Here is a 17440-nt window from a genome sequence, read left to right as displayed (position 1 = left end):
CAGCCCTTGGGCTGTTCGTATGTTCGATTGCTGGAGCAGTCTGACTATTCGACAACAGCGAGGATGTCGTCTTCACGCATGATCAGGTGATCTACACCTTCGATGTTGATTTCAGTCCCTGCGTATTTAGCGAAAAGAACAGCGTCGCCTTCTTTTACGCCCAGAGCTACTCTGGAGCCATTGTCATCAAGCTTGCCGGGGCCAGCTGCGATAACTTCACCTTTGAGGGGTTTTTCTTTTGCGGAGTCGGGGATAATGATTCCGCCAACGGTTTTTTCTTCCACTTCAAGGCGTCTGACCAGTACACGGTCTGCTAACGGCTTAAGTTTCATCAGTTTTCCTCCAATATTTCGATACTATTTTTTGCTTTCAGGCTCTTGGCCTGTGGATCGCTGCGACTTCTCATTATTTAGTAGAAAAAGAATCCCGCCGCAGGGATTGAATGAAAGTAAGTCATTATTAAAAACTGTCAACAGCGTGATAGCTTTTTTTTTGAAAATCATGGAACAGATGCTCTAAAGAAGGTCCTTTGCTACAAAAACAACCCTGCCTATCGGAGCCCAGTTATGCGCCGGATTGTTGCTTTCAAGGACTATAGGTCCGGGAGAGATTTCCTGGTTTTCGGAAAGAAGTAGAATTTTTCCCGGCTCCCTTGCTACTCTTCGCACCAGAATTTCTTCATCAATACGCACGGCATAGATGCGTCCTTCAAAAAAATCTTTCTGAGATTCGTCCACCAGAACGTGATTACCATCTTCAATACGCGGAGCCATGGCATTTCCAGTAACTGTTAGCAGCTTCATGGAGTCCGGATCGCCTTTCTCTGCCATCCAATTGATGTTGAATGCCAGCATCCCTTGAGCCTCGCCATTTATATTCAACTTTTCGCCGTTCCGGTCTGCACGGGCAAGCGCTTTTTTAGGAGTAAGGAAATTGTCATCACTTGCGGTCTTGTCTTCCGGAAAAACAATACGTGCACCGACCTCATCAAGCACTCTCGCCAGTACTTGAATGTGTTTGCCCCGCTCTTGTTTGATGTAGCGGATTATCTGGTTGGGAGCGACTCCGCATGCCTTGGCCATTTGTGTCGGGTTTGCGTACTTGCGATTCTGACCAATCATGTTTCGCAACCCTTCGACTAAATCATTGTAGAAACCCATGTTTCCTCCTTGGTAATATTAGTACATTTTTTTGATTATTTTGTCCTCAATAAGTTTCTTTTTTTGTTAGTATTTACCAATTGGTATTATTAATTTACGAAATGGCTTGCTATGATGAGTTTTTGGTAATAGTTAGGGTCCCGTCATTGTCTGTTTTGTCGTGAATTTCAAAAGTAAAGAGGGGATGCTGATGGGAGGGGGCAAAATTTCAGGTTCTGTGATGTTTCCTGATATTGACGGGAGGCGTGCAATGTCAGCTGAAGGTTTGATTAATGTGCTGGGCAGGGAAGCCGCGGAAAGATTGATGTATTGCTGGGGAGGTACAAGAGTATCAGTTCCTGATCTGGATGAACTGCAGAAACTTAAGTTACGGGAACGTATTCTCAAGGCGTATGAACGTGGCGCAACTCCGGCGCAAGTGGCTGAAAGGTTCGGTATTTCGGTACGCACTGCCCAGAGAATTCGTAGTTTCGCCAATTACGTTGAACGTGATACCGAAATAATGTAATATGTTATTGTACCGGTGTATTTTGAATACTAAGAGATCTGATGGGTTTGTGTTATGCTCGCAATGAACTTCCGTCCGGGATGCCAGTTTTTATGAAAACAAAAAAAACAAGAAGCGTTATTTTATATTTTCTCAAGCGGTTCTCCATCGTCGTTGTGCTTATTCTTGCCGTTTCAGCGTGGGCTTTGCTTACTCAGCGGGACCAATATCATAAGATCGTGAAAAACCATGAGATCGATCTGGTTAAAAGTAATATTTCTGCTTTTAATTCGTGGCTCGAATCCGACATTGAATATACTGCGATTCTTTCCGGTCTGGTCGAAGAGCAATTGGCTGGTCCGGGGGATTCCTTTGCTAAGCGTGAACGTATTGCGGAACTGTTTTCCGTGTTTGGTTCTCGTTGCAAGGGATGTGTGCAGCTTCGGTATCTTTCGTCTGAAGGGATGGAGTTGGTCAGGATTAATATTGATGCCGGGAGACCGGTCCGGGTTGCTGGAAACTATCTTCAGGATAAAAGTGGACGGTTATATATAACGAGAGCGGCAAAGCTAAAAGACGAGGTTTATATTTCGAGCTTTGACTTGAATATGGAATTCGGCAAGGTGGTTATTCCTTATACCCCGGTAATCAGGATTGTAAAAAAGGTTTATGCGGATGGAATGAATTCTGGATTTCTCGTCCTGAATTTTTCTGGAGACATACTTTTCAAAATTTTCAATGAAGCTGGAGTTGAATCGTTTGGCGATTTGTTTCTTGTTAATAACAATGGGGGGTGGATTGTCGGTCCGGACGAAACATTTAGCTGGAAATTTCTTTTCAAACCCAAGGAAGGACTTCTTGAACAGGAGTTTCCTGAAGTCTGGAATGAAATAAAAAATAAAAATGACGGACAGTTTGCAGGTCCGGACGGCCTGTATACCTTTGATTCGCTAAGCAGCAACTCTTTTCATTATGTTTTACGGCAGGATGTTGTTTTCAGTGAAGGGTGGAAGGTTATTTCCCGGGTTCCTAATGAATCTTTAGTGGTTCCGCGCCGTAATATCATGCTTGTGCTGTTGGCTTTTCTCGTTGTTATGCTCGGTTATCTATTCTGGAGACAAACTTCCGTGACAGTTGCCAGCGAGGAGATTCGTCTGGCTCTTGAGGACAGTGAAAAGCGTTTCATGGATGTGGCTGATGCAGCCGGTGAATTTATCTGGGAGACCGGGCCTGACGGAAGTTTTGTGTTCGTGACCGGCAGGGCTGAGGATGTTCTTGGTTATAGTGCAGAGGAACTCATTGGACGTTCTCCCTTTGATTTTGTGGATGAGGAATATTCATGGGATGTACGTAAGGAATTTCTGGATGCAGCTCAGTTCGGCAACAGTTTTAAAGGTTTAGTCTTTAGATTTGTCAATCGTGATGGCCGCAAGATCTGGCTTGAATTCAACGGAGTTCCGGTTTTTGATGCTGAAGGTGTTGTGACCGGGTTCCGTGGGGCAGCCTCCGATATCAGTAATCAGAAAAAGACTCTGCAGGACTTACAGGATCGCGAAGACATGCTTCAGAGCATAAGTGATTCTGTTCAGGATGCTTTAGTGTTGATGGATGAGAAAGGTTTGGTCCATTTTTGGAATCCGGCTGCGGAGAAAATTTTCGGGTACAGGGCTGATGAAATGCTCGGGGAAAGTCTGCAATGCTGTTTTCATGCAGAAGACAACTTATCTCCGGAAAATTTAGGTGAAGCTGATAACTATATTGACGGGCTACTCTCAAGTTACGGTTCATTTACCGTGAATGTACGTCGTAAGGGAGGGGATGTCTTCCCGGCAGAAGTTCTTCTGTCCCCCTTACGCAAGGATGATCAGTGGTGGGTGGTAGGAACCTTCAGGGATGTCACCGAGCGTAAGGAAGCGGAAGATAAGTTGCGTAAACTGGCAACCACTGATTCCCTGACCGGACTCAGCAACCGCCGCTTTTTCATGGAAAGTGCAGAGGATGCTTTAGAGAGAACCCGCAGATACGGGCGTGAACTTTCATTATTGATGGTTGATATTGATTATTTCAAGACGGTCAATGATATGTATGGGCATGATGCAGGTGATGATGTTTTGAAAGCCCTCTCAAAAACAGGGCTTAAAATTTTACGTAATATTGACGTATTCGGCAGGATCGGTGGGGAGGAATTTTCTATCCTTCTGCCTGATACCGGTCTTGACGGGGCGACTCAGGTTGCAGAGAGACTGCGGGCGGAAATTGAATCAACTAAAATGAATACCCGCTCTGGAAGTTTGAATATTACCGTGAGTATCGGTGTTGCAACTTATAGTGAACATACAAAGACATTGGAGCAGTTGCTCAAGGCTGCGGATATAGGTTTGTATGCAGCTAAGGAGGCAGGTCGTAATCAGGTCAAGGTGCAGTTGACTTTGGAAGAGTCGTCAGAAAAGTAAGAAGGTTGGGTTCGAAAAAAATCAGCCCGGAAGATCTGCTTCCGGGCTGATTTTTTTAATCGAAGCCGAATTCGATGGTGAATTTACCATAGTCGGTGGTGAAAGGTATCGCCATAACCGGACCGGCTGTAACGTGGGCAATAGTATGATTGTCCCCCATGATGACAGTGGGGGTTGAGCCCTGAAGTTTGTAACCCATTTCAGTCAGCCCGGCTCTTGCCTGTCCTGAAACCATGTTGGTGATTTCTCCGACTGCATCTTTTACATCCTGAATGATGTCCTGAATGTCGTCTCCGAGCATGTTTTTCACGATCTGAGCGGCACAGGCCTTTTCAAAAGTAATTGAGATGCTTCCGCTTACTGATCCTGTAAAGCCGACTATGCCTGTTACATCTCCGTTGGCGACATTACCTTTTTTTACAAACGGCTTCCCCGCTGTAGGCGTAATCATGGCCATCATTGTCAGGATGTCCGAGGTAGCCTTGATAAAAGGTTTAGCCAATTCTACATTCATTATAGCGACTCCTTAAAAAAAAGTTGGCATATATGTTTTTGCGGCAGGCCAAAAGAAAATTTCCCCTGTAATTTCGGCCACACCTTTATTTCATGTTTTAAGTCATGAATTATTCCAATGCAGTTGCGCTTTAAGTACCCTAACAGAAAAAAAGATCATGAACAATTTTTTTAAGAGTGCTTTCAGTATTTTGACATTATTTTTTTGATTTATGCAGCCCGTATATGGAGACTCTGCAACAAATAGAATAATCAGGCTTACTCTACCTTTCATGGTATTTGACCGTAGACATAAATTCTCGTATTTAGATGAGATTCTTAGTGAATGATGCTTGCCTGCTGAAACCTGATCCGGGCAGCTGAAAGATAAAAATCAAGGATTATAGATAAATGTCAGATAATAAAACCGAGTCCAGTGTAGGTAAGAACTTTATTACCGCGATTATTGATAAAGATAATGAAACAGGAAAATACGAAGGAAGGGTGGCTACTCGTTTTCCCCCTGAACCTAACGGTTACCTGCATATAGGCCACGCCAAATCCATCTGCCTGAATTTTGGTCTCGCCAAGGATTACAAAGGCACATGCAACCTGCGTTTTGACGATACCAACCCGGTCAAGGAAGATACTGAATATGTGGAATCCATTGAGAAGGATGTCCGCTGGCTTGGATTCGACTGGGAAGACAGGCTGCACTATTCCTCTGACTATTTTGACAAACTTTATGGCTTTGCCGTCCAGCTGATTAAGGAAGGCAAAGCTTACGTGGATAGCCTCAGCGCAGAGGAAATTCGTGAATACCGAGGCACCCTGACTGAGCCTGGTAAGAACAGCCCTTACCGTGACCGTTCCGTTGAAGAGAACCTTGATCTTTTCGAACGTATGAAAAACGGTGAATTTGAAGACGGTAAACACGTTCTTCGCGCCAAGATCGACATGGCTTCTCCCAATGTGATACTGCGTGATCCCACCATCTACCGTATCAGGAAAGCTCACCATCACCGTACCGGTGATAAATGGTGCATCTATCCCATGTACGACTTTACCCATTGTATTTCCGATTCACTTGAGAAGATTACTCACTCCATCTGCACCCTTGAGTTCGAAAACAACCGTGCGCTTTATGACTGGACCCTTGAGACTCTCGGGGTTTACCGTCCGCAGCAGATTGAATTTGCAAGGCTTAACCTGAGCTATACTGTAATGAGTAAGCGCCGCCTTATTCAGTTGGTTGAAGAAGGACACGTTTCCGGCTGGGATGACCCGCGCATGCCGACAATTTCCGGTATGAGAAGACGTGGTTATTCTCCGGCTTCCATTCGCAATTTTTGTGAACGCATCGGTGTGGCAAAGGCTGCCAACATGGTAGATTTCGCTCTGCTTGAGTTCTCCGTGCGCGAAGATCTTAATGCCCACTCCAATCGGGTAATGGGTGTAGTTAATCCCATCAAACTGGTTATTGATAACTATCCCGAAGGTCAGGTTGAGGAATTCGAAGTACAGAACAACCCTGAAGACGAGTCCGCCGGAAGCCGTAAGATTCCTTTTACCAAGACTCTGTATATTGAGCGTGATGACTTCATGGAAGACGCTCCCAAAAAGTTCTTCAGACTTTCCGTTGGCCGTGAGGTCCGTCTGCGTGCAGCATATTATGTGACCTGTACAGATGTGATTAAAGATGAGAACGGCGAAGTTGTTGAACTCCGTTGTACTTATGATCCTGAAACCCGTGGTGGCTGGTCCAACGACGGGCGTAAGGTCAAGGGAACCATTCATTGGGTTTCCGTGGATCATGCTGTTGAAGCTGAGGTCCGCCTTTACGATCATCTCTTTACCAAAGAGAATCCCATGGATAACAAAGACGGTTCCGACTTCAAGGATCACATCAACGCTGATTCCCTCGAAGTTCGCACCGCTTACGTGGAGCCTTCCCTTGCAAATGTGGAGCCCGGTTTCCGCTGTCAGTTTGAAAGGATCGGCTACTTCTGTGCCGACACGGACTATACTTCTGAAAAACCGGTATTCAACCGGACAGTCACCTTGCGTGACTCTTGGAAGAAAATTGCCAAGAATCAGAAAAAGTAATACCGTACCCTTACGGGTGCGGATAAGATTTTGCGGGGTCCTTAAGGGGTCCCGCATTTTTTTTGCACTGGCGCATGTTTGTCCATAAAATTAGTGTGGATAATTGGGATGAAATGTTTTGTATAAAGTGCTATTTCTTGGGTAACTAATAATACTGAATTTCGAATTGTGATTTTGATTGACTGAGATATGAACCGGAGGTCGAAGAATGACTGCTGAAATTGAAAGCGGTTCCAAGCTTGCTATTGCCATTGCCGGAAGAAGTAATGTTGGTAAATCTTCAATAATACGAGCTCTTTCAGGGATTGAGAGCGATGAAGTCAGCCCTGTGGCCAGTGAAGATGAAATGTATCCCCTTACAAGAGCGGAGATTCACCCGCTGGGTCCGGTGACCATTTATGATACTGATGCACATGTTCCCGGCGATGACCGGGCCCGGGCCATCAAAGATGCATTGTATAGTGTTGATGTAGCGGTCATCGTTACCGATGATTCAGGGATCCTTGATGAAGAACGGGAATTGACCAATTTATTGCGTGATCGCGGCATTCCCTGCGTTATGGTTTTTAATAAGGCGGATATCAGAAGACCCAGTCTTGCTGACATGGAGTTCTGCGGTTCTCGCGGGGTCCGTTTTGTTGCTACTTCCACGGTTGATGGTCGGGGTATTGAACGGCTCAAAAAGTCCATTATGGCTCTTGCGCCGGAAGAGAATATGCTTGATCCCGTGCTGGCCAGAGACCTTATGGGCCGGGGGGATTTTGTGGTCTGCGTTGTATCTGAAGATCCGGTTTCACCTAAAGGCAGACTTGGGCTTCCCAAATCGCAGGTGCTGCGTGAAATCCTCGATGCCGGGGGGATAGCGGTTATCGTTAAGGAAGGAGAGCTTTATCAGACCATCTCCGGCCATAAGCGCCGTCCGGCTTTAGTTATTGCTGATTCTGAGCCCATCAAGAAAGTCATGGATCTGATTCCCCGCGATGTTTCTTTGACCACTTTCCCGATTCTTTTTGCTCGTCATAAGGGTAATCTGGAGCAGCTTGTTCAGGGGGCTAATGCCATTGATAACCTTCAAGATGGGGACAAGGTGCTTATTGTTGAGGCCTGCCCTCACCATCCGAAAGCTGAGGATCTTGGCAAGGAAATGATTCCCGCAAGAATTGCCGGATACACAAACCGTAATATTATTTTTGAATCCAAGACCGGGTGCGGTCTGCCCATTGATCTTGCAGAATACAAGCTTGTTGTTCATTGCGGCGCCTGTATGGCTGAGAGAGCTGACATGCTTAGAAGGATCAGGGATTGTGATCGTCAGCAGGTTCCTATCACCAACTACGGGCTGGCTGTTGCCAAGGTGGATGGAACACTGAAGCGTTTGATTGAACCTTTTTTCAAGGATGAAGTTGAAGAACGCAAGGAGTTGACTGGAAAGATTAATGTATTCAGGGGGAGCAACTCACAGGCTATGCATCTGGTTGTCCCTGCCGAGATACACCCTGAAAAAGCTGTCCCGTTCAACCTGATGTATTTGTTCGGGGATATTGAGGTTACAAAGGAGCATATCGGCTTTGCCTCGTTGCCATTCGCCCGTGGAGGACAGCAGAAGATCAAGAAGTTTGTGGAAGAACACGGTTACTGTTTTTACAAATGGCCCGGACGCGTTTTGGGAGCCGACCTTGGAGGTCTGCTCGATCCTGATGATACTGATGAATCTTGATTCTTAGGCGTTTTTTATGAGTAGGGCAAAAGTATATATTGGGATGGTTTTATTCCTGTTTATATTTATTTCCTGTTTTGGAAATAGTTCTATTTGTTGTGCTGAAACCATAAAAATCGGTTTTGTTGCTTCCGGCGATACCATTAATGACAACTCTTTCAACGAGATGGTCGCTTGTGGTTTGCGTCGGCTTCAAAAAGATAGACATGTTGAATTGGTAGTCCTCAGGGGAGGATTTACTTTAGAGTCAGTTACGCATGCCGTTAAATCAACAATCGGCGAAGGTGCTGGAATTGTGGTGGTTAACAGTATGCCTGCAGGAAATCGTTTTGGGGAAATAGCCCTTGATCATCCCGAGGTTGTTTTCATTTTCAATGATTCTAATATTGATGGATATCCAAATATTATTTCAGTTGATTACGCACATGCTTCGGGGTCCTGTCTGGTCGGAGCATTGTGCGCTTGGCAGACAAAGACCGGTAAAATCGGATTTATCGGTGGAAATGAGCTGCCCGTAATCATGGATTTTTTGAAAGGATTTCGCCGAGGGGTGGAACTTTCCGGCAAGGACGTTGAAGTTGATGTTAAGTTCGTGCGCAGGGGAAATTCCGAGAAAGGTTTTGAAGATCCGCAGCAGGCTAATGCACTGGCTTTGAAGATGTATGGGGCCGGGACAGATATTATTTATGCTGTTGCGGGACTCTCTGGTAACGGCATAATTCAGGCTGCACGTGAGACCGGTAATCTGGTTGTGGGTGTTGATTCTGATCAAGACCATCTGGCTAAAGGGACGGTCCTGACCAGCATGATGAAGAGGCTTGATGTGGCTGTATACAAGGAATGTCTTGCTGTTCTGAATGGAAATTTTACTCCGGGGTGTAAAGCATATGGTCTTGCAGACGGCGGTGTCGGATTGACTGAAATGAAATATAGTAAACATCTTATTTCTAATGATGTTCTTCGTCGTCTTGATAGTTTGAGGAAGGGGCTTATTTCGGGTAAAATCAAGGTGGAACCTTCAGCTCAGTAAAGCAGGATATTTTTTGATGGCTATTTTTTACAGGATGAAGCGTAGGATTACCTTGGGACTGGTAGGGCTGCTGGCAGCAATCCTGTTGCCGCTGGGTTATGTCTTTAGTGAACTATATCATGCAGAAATTATAGATTCCATTGAGTCCAAGGGGCGTGCGGTGGCTTCCGTGGTTGCTTTTTCAAGCAGTGAGGCAATTCTGAACTTTCAGAATTACAAGCTTGAAGAACTTGTCCAAAATGTCTGCTCTGGTGAGGATATTGTTTCTTGTGCTGTATATGGTCAATCCGGGGCTGTTATCAGTCAGTTTCACGAAATGGATGAAGGAAAAGAAGCTGGCAATGTCTTTTATGTTGAAAAAAGAATTCTGAAAGACGGTGAATATTTGGGACATGTCCGTGTTGGAGTCTTGAATAATGGTTATGCCAAAAATATCTCTTTTGCTCTAACTTATATATTTCCTTTTCTTTTTGGTGTTGCATTGATCGGAGGCGGGTGTCTGCGTTTATTCATCGGCAGGACTGTCCTTTCTCCTGTTATCAGGCTTTCGGAGCAGGCAAAGCTTGCTGAACAAGGGGAAATGGTTGTTTTTGAAGGTGGGGACAGGGATGATGAGATAGGAAGCCTCAGCGGTTCTCTTGAACATCTTAATGCCAAGCTTATCCAAATCCAATCTGAATTAGATCAAAAGGTAAGTGAACGTACTGAAGCTGTAAGTAAAATTAATTATAAACTTAGAGATGAAGTTGAAATCCGCCGCAGGGCCGAAAAGGATTTGAATGCTGCTCTGGAAAGTCTTTCCTTCACCGTACGCGAACTGGAGAAATCAAAGGATAAATCTGAAAAAGCCAGCCAGTTTAAGAGTCAGTTTTTGGCAATGATCAGTCATGAGATCAGGACCCCCATGAACGCCATACTCGGTATGGGGGATTTGTTGCTTGGTACTGAGCTTGATCCTGAACAGATGGGATATGTCGAAATTTTCAGGGGGTCAGGAGAACTGCTGCTCAAGATTATCAATGATATTCTTGATTTTGTGCAGATTGAGTCCGGTCAGATTGAATTGGTTCCAGTTCCATTTGATCCTTCCCAGGATGTGCAAAGCGTATGTAAAAGCGTGGCCCATTCCGCGCATGCACGGGATATTGAAGTTATCTGTGACGTGGAACAGGGGGTCCCTTCACAAGTGGTAGGTGATCCGGTTCGTGTTCGTCAGATTCTGATGAATATTGTATCCAATGCCGTTAAGTATACCTCCAGTGGCGAGGTTGAAGTTAGTCTGAGTGTTGAAGAGTCTGGTGAGGACTTTGAACGGTTGCTTTTTACTGTTCGCGATACCGGGATCGGAATTCCCGAAGGTCGGCGGGAAAGCATTTTCGACAGTTTCGTTCAGGCTGACGAGACATCTCCCCGTGAGTACAGCGGAGTTGGCTTGGGACTGGCTGCGGCATCACGTCTGGCGGTTCTCATGGATGGCGAAATTCGTTTTGAGAGCGAAAGCGGTAAAGGAAGTATCTTTTATTTTTCTATCCCTTTTAAAAAATCTTTGTATGAGCCATTACGCAGTGTAGCTGATTTTTCCGGTACGCGCGTATTGCTTGTTGATGATAATTATACTGTGCGTGAGGTGCTAGCCAGAAGGCTGCAATCCTTCGGAATCGATGCGGTTATGGCCTCCAACGGCCCAGAGGGACTTGAATATCTGGTGGCTGCGGCGGCCTCCGATAAAGCTTACGACTTACTGTTTGTAGATAGTGATATGCCAGACATGGCGGGGGTTGACTTCCTTTCAAAAGCACAGCAGAAAGGGGTGCTTCCTAGTCGCGTGGCAATGATGTTCTCTGCCGGATGTACGGAGGAAGAGCGACAGAATGCCAGACTTGTCGGAGCGGATTATACCTTGATCAAACCTGTTTTTGATGCTGATCTGATCCGCTGCCTTGCTTCTGTGGGGGATTCTTCCAAGGACAGGCATAGAGCCGGAAAGGGACTCAATGTTCTGCTGGTGGAAGATAATGACAACCACCGTAAAATTCTGGAACTTTTCATTCTTGATACTGGTGCGGACATAACTGTTGCAGTAGATGGGTTGCAGGCTTTGGAACTTTTTAGTGACAATAGCTACGATCTTGTCTTTATGGATTTGGAGCTTCCGGTGATGGATGGGATCTCGGCCGTAAAGCGGATGCGTGAAGTTGAATTCGGCAGCGAAAGACAAAAATCTATAATTGTAGCTATTGCCGCCAGAGCATACAGTTCTAACCGGACGGATTCGGCACAGGCTGGATGTGACGGATTTATATCCAAACCGGTTAAATGGGATACCATAAGATCCACTGTGTCGGCAGTTGCTGCTAAAATGGATCTCCCTGAAGATATTATTCTGGAGTAAAAAATGATTTCTGGAGAGAACGCAGGACAAGACTTGTTTATCATCAATGATGATCTCAGAGAATTGATCCCGCATTTTGTAATCCATCAGTTTGACGAATTGCAGCAGATGGAAAGCAGCCTTGAGGCTGGAGATTTGAAAGAAGTTGGACGGCTTGGGCATAGCCTGAAGGGTGCAGCTGCCAATTTCTGTCTTGATCCTCTTTCCCGGCTTGGTATGGCAATTCATGATGTCTCCAAACTTGGATTGGACGATGCTCTCAAGCCGTTAGTTAAGAAATACCGTTTTTATCTTGATGAACTGAAAATTCAGGTCAGCTGATTCGACCCTGCTTCGGTTCTTTACAACTCCAGTCCGCAAGCTGTAGTTGCCGCCATCATGGTATTGAACCAGCCTGCATTACTCGCTACGTATACTTTTCTTCTTCGGCCGCAGAATTTAGATTTGTGTCTGTCATTTCCCTTGAACGGATAAACTTTTTCTCCGAATTCATAGAAAATACCTGCAAGTTTTTGCAACGGTCCCGAAAGGTTATATCCCTGTTCCATGCCTGATAACGGCGAGAGTCCAAGACTTATTAATTCTTTGCCCTCTAATCGGAATTTTTCCATAGCCTGCAGAAGAGTGAAGGCAGAAGTTCCGTTTACCGCTCCTGAACATAACCTGTCGAAGTTGTGGTAATAGCCAATAATTCTTCCTTTAGAGTATATGGGATCAAATCCGGCAAGAGCCAGTAGTTCTCCGTTAATTCTGGCCCAGAAGAAACGAACTCCCTCTTCATTACTTTCAGGCAGTGGCCTAGTCAGAAACGAAAATTCTGTTCCGCCTCTGTTGCTGAGCCAGTCTTGACAGAGTCTGTCAACCTCCTGTCTATTCATTTTTGAAAGTTTCTTTTCTTCTACAATAAGACCGGATTTTCGTCCTTTGTTATACCATTGTCGGAGTGAGCTTTTGCGCTTTCCGCTCAATGAATATGTCTGTATCTCCAGTTCGGTTTCCACCCCGATCTGGTAAACACTATATCCTGCATTAAAAAGAGTTTCAGCTAAAGCTTTACTGATCTGTACCAGTGTTATCCGCCCCAGATTTTCTTCAAGTTTTTTTATCAGAAATAATTGGTGGGCCGGGTCGGCGACCGGGTCGGATAGGACTACTGCGCTCTTTCCGTACAGGAAATTTTTTACCTCCAGCCACGAAATGTAGCCGATGGATTCGACCAAGGCGTGCTTCAATCCCGGTTGTGTTGTCGAATAGGACATACACCTGTTGCCGTACATTTTAAGATAAGGCAGCAGTTCCGGGACACACTTCGGATCATTGCTGTGTAAAAAACGAAATTGTGCTGATTTATATAAATTCATGGCTAACTAAATAAAGCTAAAGGTTTCCGCCTTATTATATGTCAAAATTAGAATCATATTCAAGAGGTATGCATGCACTTGCTTGCGGGGTAGGGGATTATGCTCTACAGCAACGTAAAGTTTTCAATCAGGTATCCTCAGGAGTGAAGATGATTGGTGTTTTATGTCGTTCCATAGAGAGGCATTTTCTTTTGCTGGCAGTGGTTTTGAGCTGTTTAGCTTTTCTGGAGCCGACTTTATTTACATGGCTTAAGCCGCATATTGCTCTCAGTCTGGGCATAATCATGTTTGGTATGGGGCTGACCCTTGAGTTCAGCGATTTTGCTGCGGCGATACGGAACTATAAAGCGGTAGGGCTTGGCGTCCTGCTGCAGTATACGGTCATGCCTGCTCTGGCGGTGGGGCTTTCTGCTCTATGTGGGTTGCCGCAGGAAGCTTTGATTGGAATGATACTGGTCGGAGCTTGTCCCGGCGGTACTGCATCAAATGTAATTGCGCATCTGGCAAAGGCTGATGTGGCCCTTTCGGTTACCATGACCCTTGTCTCGACTTGTCTTGCTCCGCTCCTGACCCCGCTGATTATCTATGTCATCCTTAACCAGCAGATTGAAATTCCATTTCTGCCCATGGTCAAATCCGTATTTTGGATTGTCATTTTTCCGCTTGTGGATGGTCTGATTTTGCGCAGATTTCTGCGTAGCAGGCTTGATCAAGTGCTGTATATTTTCCCTTCCATCTCAATTATTGTGATCTCCATGTTGATTGCCTGCATTATCGGTTTGAACCATGATATGCTGGCTTCTTTTCCGCTTCTTGTTTTCGTTGCGGTTATCCTGCACAATGCGGGTGGACTGGGGGCCGGGTACGGTGTCGGCAGGCTGGCCGGATTCAGCCATCGCGAAAGCGTTACCATCGCTATTGAAGTGGGGATGCAGAATTCCGGTCTTGGTGTGGCCTTGGCGACTAAATATTTTGGTATTGCGAGTGCCTTGCCCGGGGCTTTGTTCAGCCTCTGGCACAATATTTCGGGAATATTGCTCGCGAACCGTAACCGAGTAATTTCTTCAGGAGAGAAGAATGAAAAACAGTCTGGATGAAATCATCGACAGCGGTCTTGCTCATACCTATCCCTTTTTTGAAGATCACCCGGAAATGATCAAGCTGTTGCGGGATATGAGCATGGCAGTATGCGCTGATTGCGCAAGTATTACTCCTGAAATGCCGCAGTTCCCTGTTCTTCTGGCTGAAAAAGGGCTTACCCTGTTCGGTGCAAATTTCAGTGCCATGTTGGGGCAGGGCCAGAGTCTGGACCCCGAATTCAAAGTAGCCTGTACAGCCGGATGCTCCTATTGCTGCTCATCCCACATCACAGTAACCCCGCAAGAAGCTTTCCGTATTGCCCTTCATCTGGCGGCTGATTGTTCCGAAGATGAATTCGTCAGGCTGAGCGAGGGATGCCTGACCGCTGCCGGTGATTTTGTTCCCGGTCAGCTTAAAGAATTTGCCCAGGACTATTTTCAGCCCTGCCCATTTTTAAAAGCCGACCAATGCGCCATTTATGAAGTGCGCCCCATCCTTTGCCGTAACTGGATTTCAAATGATCTTGAGGCCTGCAAAAAAAGTTTCAACACGAAAAATAAAGTCACGGTTTCGCAGAATGCGTTGATCATGGTCCAGAAGGATCTGGTATTCACCGGACAGCAGGCCTACCTTGCAGGATTCGGTATTGAGGGCGATATTGGGGCATTTATGCCTATGATGGCTCAGATTCTGACCGATTTTGAAGGAACTTACGCCAAATGGCTTTCAGGTGAGAAGTTGAATGGCCAGCTGTAAATAATATTTAGTAATAATAAAGCGGCCTGTTTTCTTAAAGAAAACAGGCCGCTTTATTATATTATGGCGAAGTCCTAATGAAAGGTTTTGGGATTTTTAAACCCTTTTGCAAAAGGGTTTAAGCCGCCGGAGGCATACATTTTAAGGCAAAGTAAGTTCGCCTTTGCTGATCATGTCTTCGATCTGTGCAACGTCTTTGTCACCGCGACCGGAAAGGTTGACGATGATGATTTTGTCTTTGTCGAGCTGCGGTGCCAGCTTGAAAGCGTGGGCCAGCGCGTGAGAGGACTCAAGTGCGGGGATGATACCTTCAGTCTGGGAAAGTTTAAAGAATGCGTCGGTGGCTTCCTTGTCGGATGCATGGACGTATTCAGCGCGGCCGAGGTCCTTAAGATGGGAATGCTCGGGGCCTACGCTTGGGTAGTCGAGACCTGCAGATATGGAGTAGACCGGAGCAGGCTCGCCTTTTTCATCCTTGAGCATATAGGAGTTGAAGCCGTGCATTACGCCGGGTTCTCCAAGGCAGAGTGTGGCTGCATGATCACCAGGCTCAAGGCCGCGTCCGGAAGGTTCTACACCGATAAGCTTGACGGATTCATCAGCGATAAATTCTGCGAACATGCCGATGGCGTTGGAACCGCCGCCCACGCAGGCGATGCAGTAATCTGGCAGACGTCCTTCGTCTTCGAGGCACTGCTGCCTGGCTTCTTTACTGATCACGGACTGGAAGTCGCGGACCATCATCGGGTAGGGATGGGGGCCGACAGCAGAACCGAGCAGGTAAAAAGTGTTTTCCGCGTCACCGATCCATGCGGCAAGAGCTTCGTCTACTGCTTCCTTGAGGGTTTTCTGCCCGGATGTTGCGGCAACAACGTCCGCACCCATCATACGCATGCGGAAAACGTTCAGCTTCTGGCGTTCCATGTCCACTTCACCCATGACGATGGTACATTTCATACCCATGAGTGCGCAGGTTGCGGCAGTGGCTACACCGTGCTGTCCGGCTCCGGTCTCAGCGATGATTTTTTTCTTACCCATGCGTTTTGCCAGCAGAATCTGGCCGATGGTGTTGTTTACTTTGTGAGCGCCGAGATGGTTGAGGTCTTCGCGCTTGAGATAAATTTTAGCACCGCCGAGTTCTTCGGTGAGGTTGGAGCAGAGATATAGGGGAGTGGGACGGCCGGAATATTTAGCCAGATAGTACTGAAATTCTCTGATGAATTCAGGATCTTTTCTGAACTTTTCATATGTTTCCGCCAGCTCGTTCAGGATAGGAAGAAGCTGTTCGGGAACGTACTGTCCGCCGTATTCACCAAAAAAGCCGTCTGCATTGATAGTTGCGTTGTCAGTCATTTTTCTCTCCTGAATTTTTTCTACGACAGTGCTGTGCAGGCATAAAAAAACCGCGATCAGTTCTCACTGTCGCGGTTCTATGAAATTTTTTATTTGTTACCTGTTTTTTGAACGTAACCAACCGCGACGCATTAGCTGCGCCACCACCAAAAATAAAGGGTAAAGTTGGAGTAAGAAACGTTCATAATGAAAAAGTGTTTACTCCGCATCAGCAGAGTTGTCAACAAGGAGTATTTTGTGAACCTTATTTTATATTTATCCCGGTTAAGCCTCGGTTATTTTTAAATATAGCTCTTTTTCAAAAGTGCGAAATGGGCTATGTTGGGGATAATATGTGCCGGTAAAAAATGTTTTTTGTTTGTAAGTTTTAGTAATGATTGAAGTTAATTGTGAGGTGTGCATGGAGTTCTTTCTGGATACTGCGAATCTTGAGGAGATAAGGAAGGCTAAGGCGCAGGGACTGATGGATGGAGTAACAACCAATCCGACCCTGCTCTCCCGTGAGGGCGGAGACTGGCGCAAGCAGGCCGAAGCAATCTGCGCGGAAGTTGATGGTCCGGTTAGTCTTGAGGTTGTTGGTGAGAGTGCCGAGGAAATGATCCGTGAGGCCGAAGACCTCGCTTCGTTCGGCGATAACGTGGTTATCAAGGTTCCCATGACCAACGAAGGGTTGGTGGCTACAGAAAGCCTTTATCGCAAAGGCGTAAAGACCAATGTGACCCTTGTTTTTTCTCCTTTGCAGGCTTTGTTGGCTGCCAAGGCCGGGGCCACTTATGTTAGTCCTTTTGTTGGCCGTCTGGATGGAATAGCCCACGACGGTATGGAGCTCATCCGCCAGATCCGTACTATCTTTGATAATTATGATTTCCCCACCAAGATTCTGGTGGCTTCGATTCGCCATCCCATGCATGTGCTGGATTCAGCTCTGATCGGTGCGGACGTGGCTACCATCCCATATAGTGTAATCAGCCAGCTTGCCGCCCACCCCCTGACAGATAAGGGGCTGGCTGCTTTTAATGCTGACTGGGAGAAGCTTACCAAGTAATTTAGGCA

15 protein-coding genes are annotated in these 17440 nt (G+C 46.1%); 10 read left to right on the top strand and 5 right to left on the bottom strand.

The window, feature by feature from the left end; translation table 11 throughout:
* Positions 1–44: 44 nt before the first annotated feature.
* Both groES and ACNI23_RS10900 read right to left on the bottom strand, forming a co-directional pair.
* On the bottom strand, positions 45–332 hold the full coding sequence (groES, locus tag ACNI23_RS10905; RefSeq protein ID WP_420248658.1) for a co-chaperone GroES: 288 nt from the start codon (positions 330–332) through the stop codon (positions 45–47).
* Positions 333–515: 183 nt separating this feature from the next.
* Positions 516–1160 carry a S24 family peptidase gene (locus ACNI23_RS10900; RefSeq protein WP_420248656.1) on the bottom strand — a complete coding sequence of 215 codons (645 nt, stop codon included), beginning with the start codon at positions 1158–1160 and terminating at the stop codon, positions 516–518.
* 250 nt (positions 1161–1410) lie between these two features.
* Here ACNI23_RS10900 and ACNI23_RS10895 point away from each other — a divergent pair, with 250 nt between their 5' ends.
* Both ACNI23_RS10895 and ACNI23_RS10890 read left to right on the top strand, forming a co-directional pair.
* Positions 1411–1668 (top strand): helix-turn-helix domain-containing protein, encoded by a 258-nt coding sequence (locus tag ACNI23_RS10895; protein ID WP_420248654.1) that lies wholly within the window; start codon positions 1411–1413, stop codon positions 1666–1668.
* Between the two features lie 92 nt (positions 1669–1760).
* The gene (locus ACNI23_RS10890; protein WP_420248653.1) at positions 1761–4100 is read left to right on the top strand and encodes a sensor domain-containing diguanylate cyclase; all 2340 of its coding nucleotides are present in this window, start codon (positions 1761–1763) and stop codon (positions 4098–4100) included.
* 55 nt (positions 4101–4155) lie between these two features.
* On the opposite strand, the gene ACNI23_RS10885 is transcribed toward ACNI23_RS10890, so the two are convergent.
* On the bottom strand, positions 4156–4614 hold the full coding sequence (locus tag ACNI23_RS10885; protein ID WP_420248652.1) for a chemotaxis protein CheX: 459 nt from the start codon (positions 4612–4614) through the stop codon (positions 4156–4158).
* A 389-nt stretch (positions 4615–5003) separates the two neighbouring features.
* Here ACNI23_RS10885 and ACNI23_RS10880 point away from each other — a divergent pair, with 389 nt between their 5' ends.
* The 5 genes from ACNI23_RS10880 to ACNI23_RS10860 all read left to right on the top strand — a co-directional run bounded on the left by ACNI23_RS10880 (position 5004) and on the right by ACNI23_RS10860 (position 12158).
* Positions 5004–6698: a glutamine--tRNA ligase/YqeY domain fusion protein gene (locus tag ACNI23_RS10880; RefSeq protein ID WP_420248650.1), complete on the top strand. Its 1695-nt coding sequence runs from the start codon at positions 5004–5006 to the stop codon at positions 6696–6698.
* A 208-nt stretch (positions 6699–6906) separates the two neighbouring features.
* A complete protein-coding gene (hydF, locus tag ACNI23_RS10875) occupies positions 6907–8415 on the top strand; it encodes a [FeFe] hydrogenase H-cluster maturation GTPase HydF (RefSeq protein WP_420248648.1) in 1509 nt (502 codons plus the stop codon).
* Positions 8416–8431: 16 nt separating this feature from the next.
* Positions 8432–9445, top strand: coding sequence for a BMP family lipoprotein (locus ACNI23_RS10870; RefSeq protein ID WP_420248646.1), 1014 nt, complete (start codon positions 8432–8434; stop codon positions 9443–9445).
* Positions 9446–9461: 16 nt separating this feature from the next.
* Positions 9462–11837, top strand: a complete 2376-nt coding sequence (locus ACNI23_RS10865; RefSeq protein WP_420248645.1) for a response regulator — start codon at positions 9462–9464, stop codon at positions 11835–11837.
* 3 nt (positions 11838–11840) lie between these two features.
* Positions 11841–12158 carry an Hpt domain-containing protein gene (locus ACNI23_RS10860; protein WP_420248643.1) on the top strand — a complete coding sequence of 106 codons (318 nt, stop codon included), beginning with the start codon at positions 11841–11843 and terminating at the stop codon, positions 12156–12158.
* Between the two features lie 20 nt (positions 12159–12178).
* On the opposite strand, the gene ACNI23_RS10855 is transcribed toward ACNI23_RS10860, so the two are convergent.
* On the bottom strand, positions 12179–13096 hold the full coding sequence (locus ACNI23_RS10855) for a phosphatidylglycerol lysyltransferase domain-containing protein (protein WP_420248641.1): 918 nt from the start codon (positions 13094–13096) through the stop codon (positions 12179–12181).
* A gap of 251 nt (positions 13097–13347) precedes the next feature.
* On the opposite strand from ACNI23_RS10855, the gene ACNI23_RS10850 reads away from it, so the two are divergent.
* Together ACNI23_RS10850 and ACNI23_RS10845 are read left to right on the top strand one after the other, a co-directional pair.
* Positions 13348–14295 carry a bile acid:sodium symporter family protein gene (locus ACNI23_RS10850; protein WP_420248639.1) on the top strand — a complete coding sequence of 316 codons (948 nt, stop codon included), beginning with the start codon at positions 13348–13350 and terminating at the stop codon, positions 14293–14295.
* Complete coding sequence (locus ACNI23_RS10845; RefSeq protein WP_420248637.1) at positions 14276–15034, top strand: YkgJ family cysteine cluster protein; 759 nt, start codon at positions 14276–14278, stop codon at positions 15032–15034. The genes ACNI23_RS10850 and ACNI23_RS10845 overlap by 20 nt, the downstream gene beginning before the upstream one ends.
* A gap of 141 nt (positions 15035–15175) precedes the next feature.
* Here the strand turns inward: ACNI23_RS10845 and trpB are convergent, their stop codons facing one another.
* Entirely contained in the window at positions 15176–16387 is a 1212-nt protein-coding gene (gene trpB, locus ACNI23_RS10840; protein WP_420248635.1) for a tryptophan synthase subunit beta, read from the bottom strand.
* Between the two features lie 400 nt (positions 16388–16787).
* Between trpB and fsa the strand changes: the two genes are divergently transcribed.
* Positions 16788–17432, top strand: a complete 645-nt coding sequence (gene fsa, locus ACNI23_RS10835) for a fructose-6-phosphate aldolase (RefSeq protein ID WP_420248633.1) — start codon at positions 16788–16790, stop codon at positions 17430–17432.
* Positions 17433–17440 lie beyond the last annotated feature (8 nt).

The sequence above is a fragment of the Maridesulfovibrio pacificus (SeqCode) genome (genome assembly GCF_048612815.1).
GTDB classification, from domain to species: domain Bacteria; phylum Desulfobacterota; class Desulfovibrionia; order Desulfovibrionales; family Desulfovibrionaceae; genus Maridesulfovibrio; species Maridesulfovibrio pacificus.
This window is presented reverse-complemented; position numbering and strand designations above follow the sequence as displayed.

What these genes read in the sequence shown, in the direction of transcription:
- groES (WP_420248658.1), bottom strand. Translation starts at nt 332, where the DNA reads ATGAAACTTAAGCCGTTAGCAGACCGTGTACTGGTCAGACGCCTTGAA.
- ACNI23_RS10900 (WP_420248656.1), bottom strand. Translation starts at nt 1,160, where the DNA reads ATGGGTTTCTACAATGATTTAGTCGAAGGGTTGCGAAACATGATTGGT.
- ACNI23_RS10895 (WP_420248654.1), top strand. Translation starts at nt 1,411, where the DNA reads ATGTCAGCTGAAGGTTTGATTAATGTGCTGGGCAGGGAAGCCGCGGAA.
- ACNI23_RS10890 (WP_420248653.1), top strand. Translation starts at nt 1,761, where the DNA reads ATGAAAACAAAAAAAACAAGAAGCGTTATTTTATATTTTCTCAAGCGG.
- ACNI23_RS10885 (WP_420248652.1), bottom strand. Translation starts at nt 4,614, where the DNA reads ATGAATGTAGAATTGGCTAAACCTTTTATCAAGGCTACCTCGGACATC.
- ACNI23_RS10880 (WP_420248650.1), top strand. Translation starts at nt 5,004, where the DNA reads ATGTCAGATAATAAAACCGAGTCCAGTGTAGGTAAGAACTTTATTACC.
- hydF (WP_420248648.1), top strand. Translation starts at nt 6,907, where the DNA reads ATGACTGCTGAAATTGAAAGCGGTTCCAAGCTTGCTATTGCCATTGCC.
- ACNI23_RS10870 (WP_420248646.1), top strand. Translation starts at nt 8,432, where the DNA reads ATGAGTAGGGCAAAAGTATATATTGGGATGGTTTTATTCCTGTTTATA.
- ACNI23_RS10865 (WP_420248645.1), top strand. Translation starts at nt 9,462, where the DNA reads ATGGCTATTTTTTACAGGATGAAGCGTAGGATTACCTTGGGACTGGTA.
- ACNI23_RS10860 (WP_420248643.1), top strand. Translation starts at nt 11,841, where the DNA reads ATGATTTCTGGAGAGAACGCAGGACAAGACTTGTTTATCATCAATGAT.
- ACNI23_RS10855 (WP_420248641.1), bottom strand. Translation starts at nt 13,096, where the DNA reads ATGTCCTATTCGACAACACAACCGGGATTGAAGCACGCCTTGGTCGAA.
- ACNI23_RS10850 (WP_420248639.1), top strand. Translation starts at nt 13,348, where the DNA reads ATGATTGGTGTTTTATGTCGTTCCATAGAGAGGCATTTTCTTTTGCTG.
- ACNI23_RS10845 (WP_420248637.1), top strand. Translation starts at nt 14,276, where the DNA reads ATGAAAAACAGTCTGGATGAAATCATCGACAGCGGTCTTGCTCATACC.
- trpB (WP_420248635.1), bottom strand. Translation starts at nt 16,387, where the DNA reads ATGACTGACAACGCAACTATCAATGCAGACGGCTTTTTTGGTGAATAC.
- fsa (WP_420248633.1), top strand. Translation starts at nt 16,788, where the DNA reads ATGGAGTTCTTTCTGGATACTGCGAATCTTGAGGAGATAAGGAAGGCT.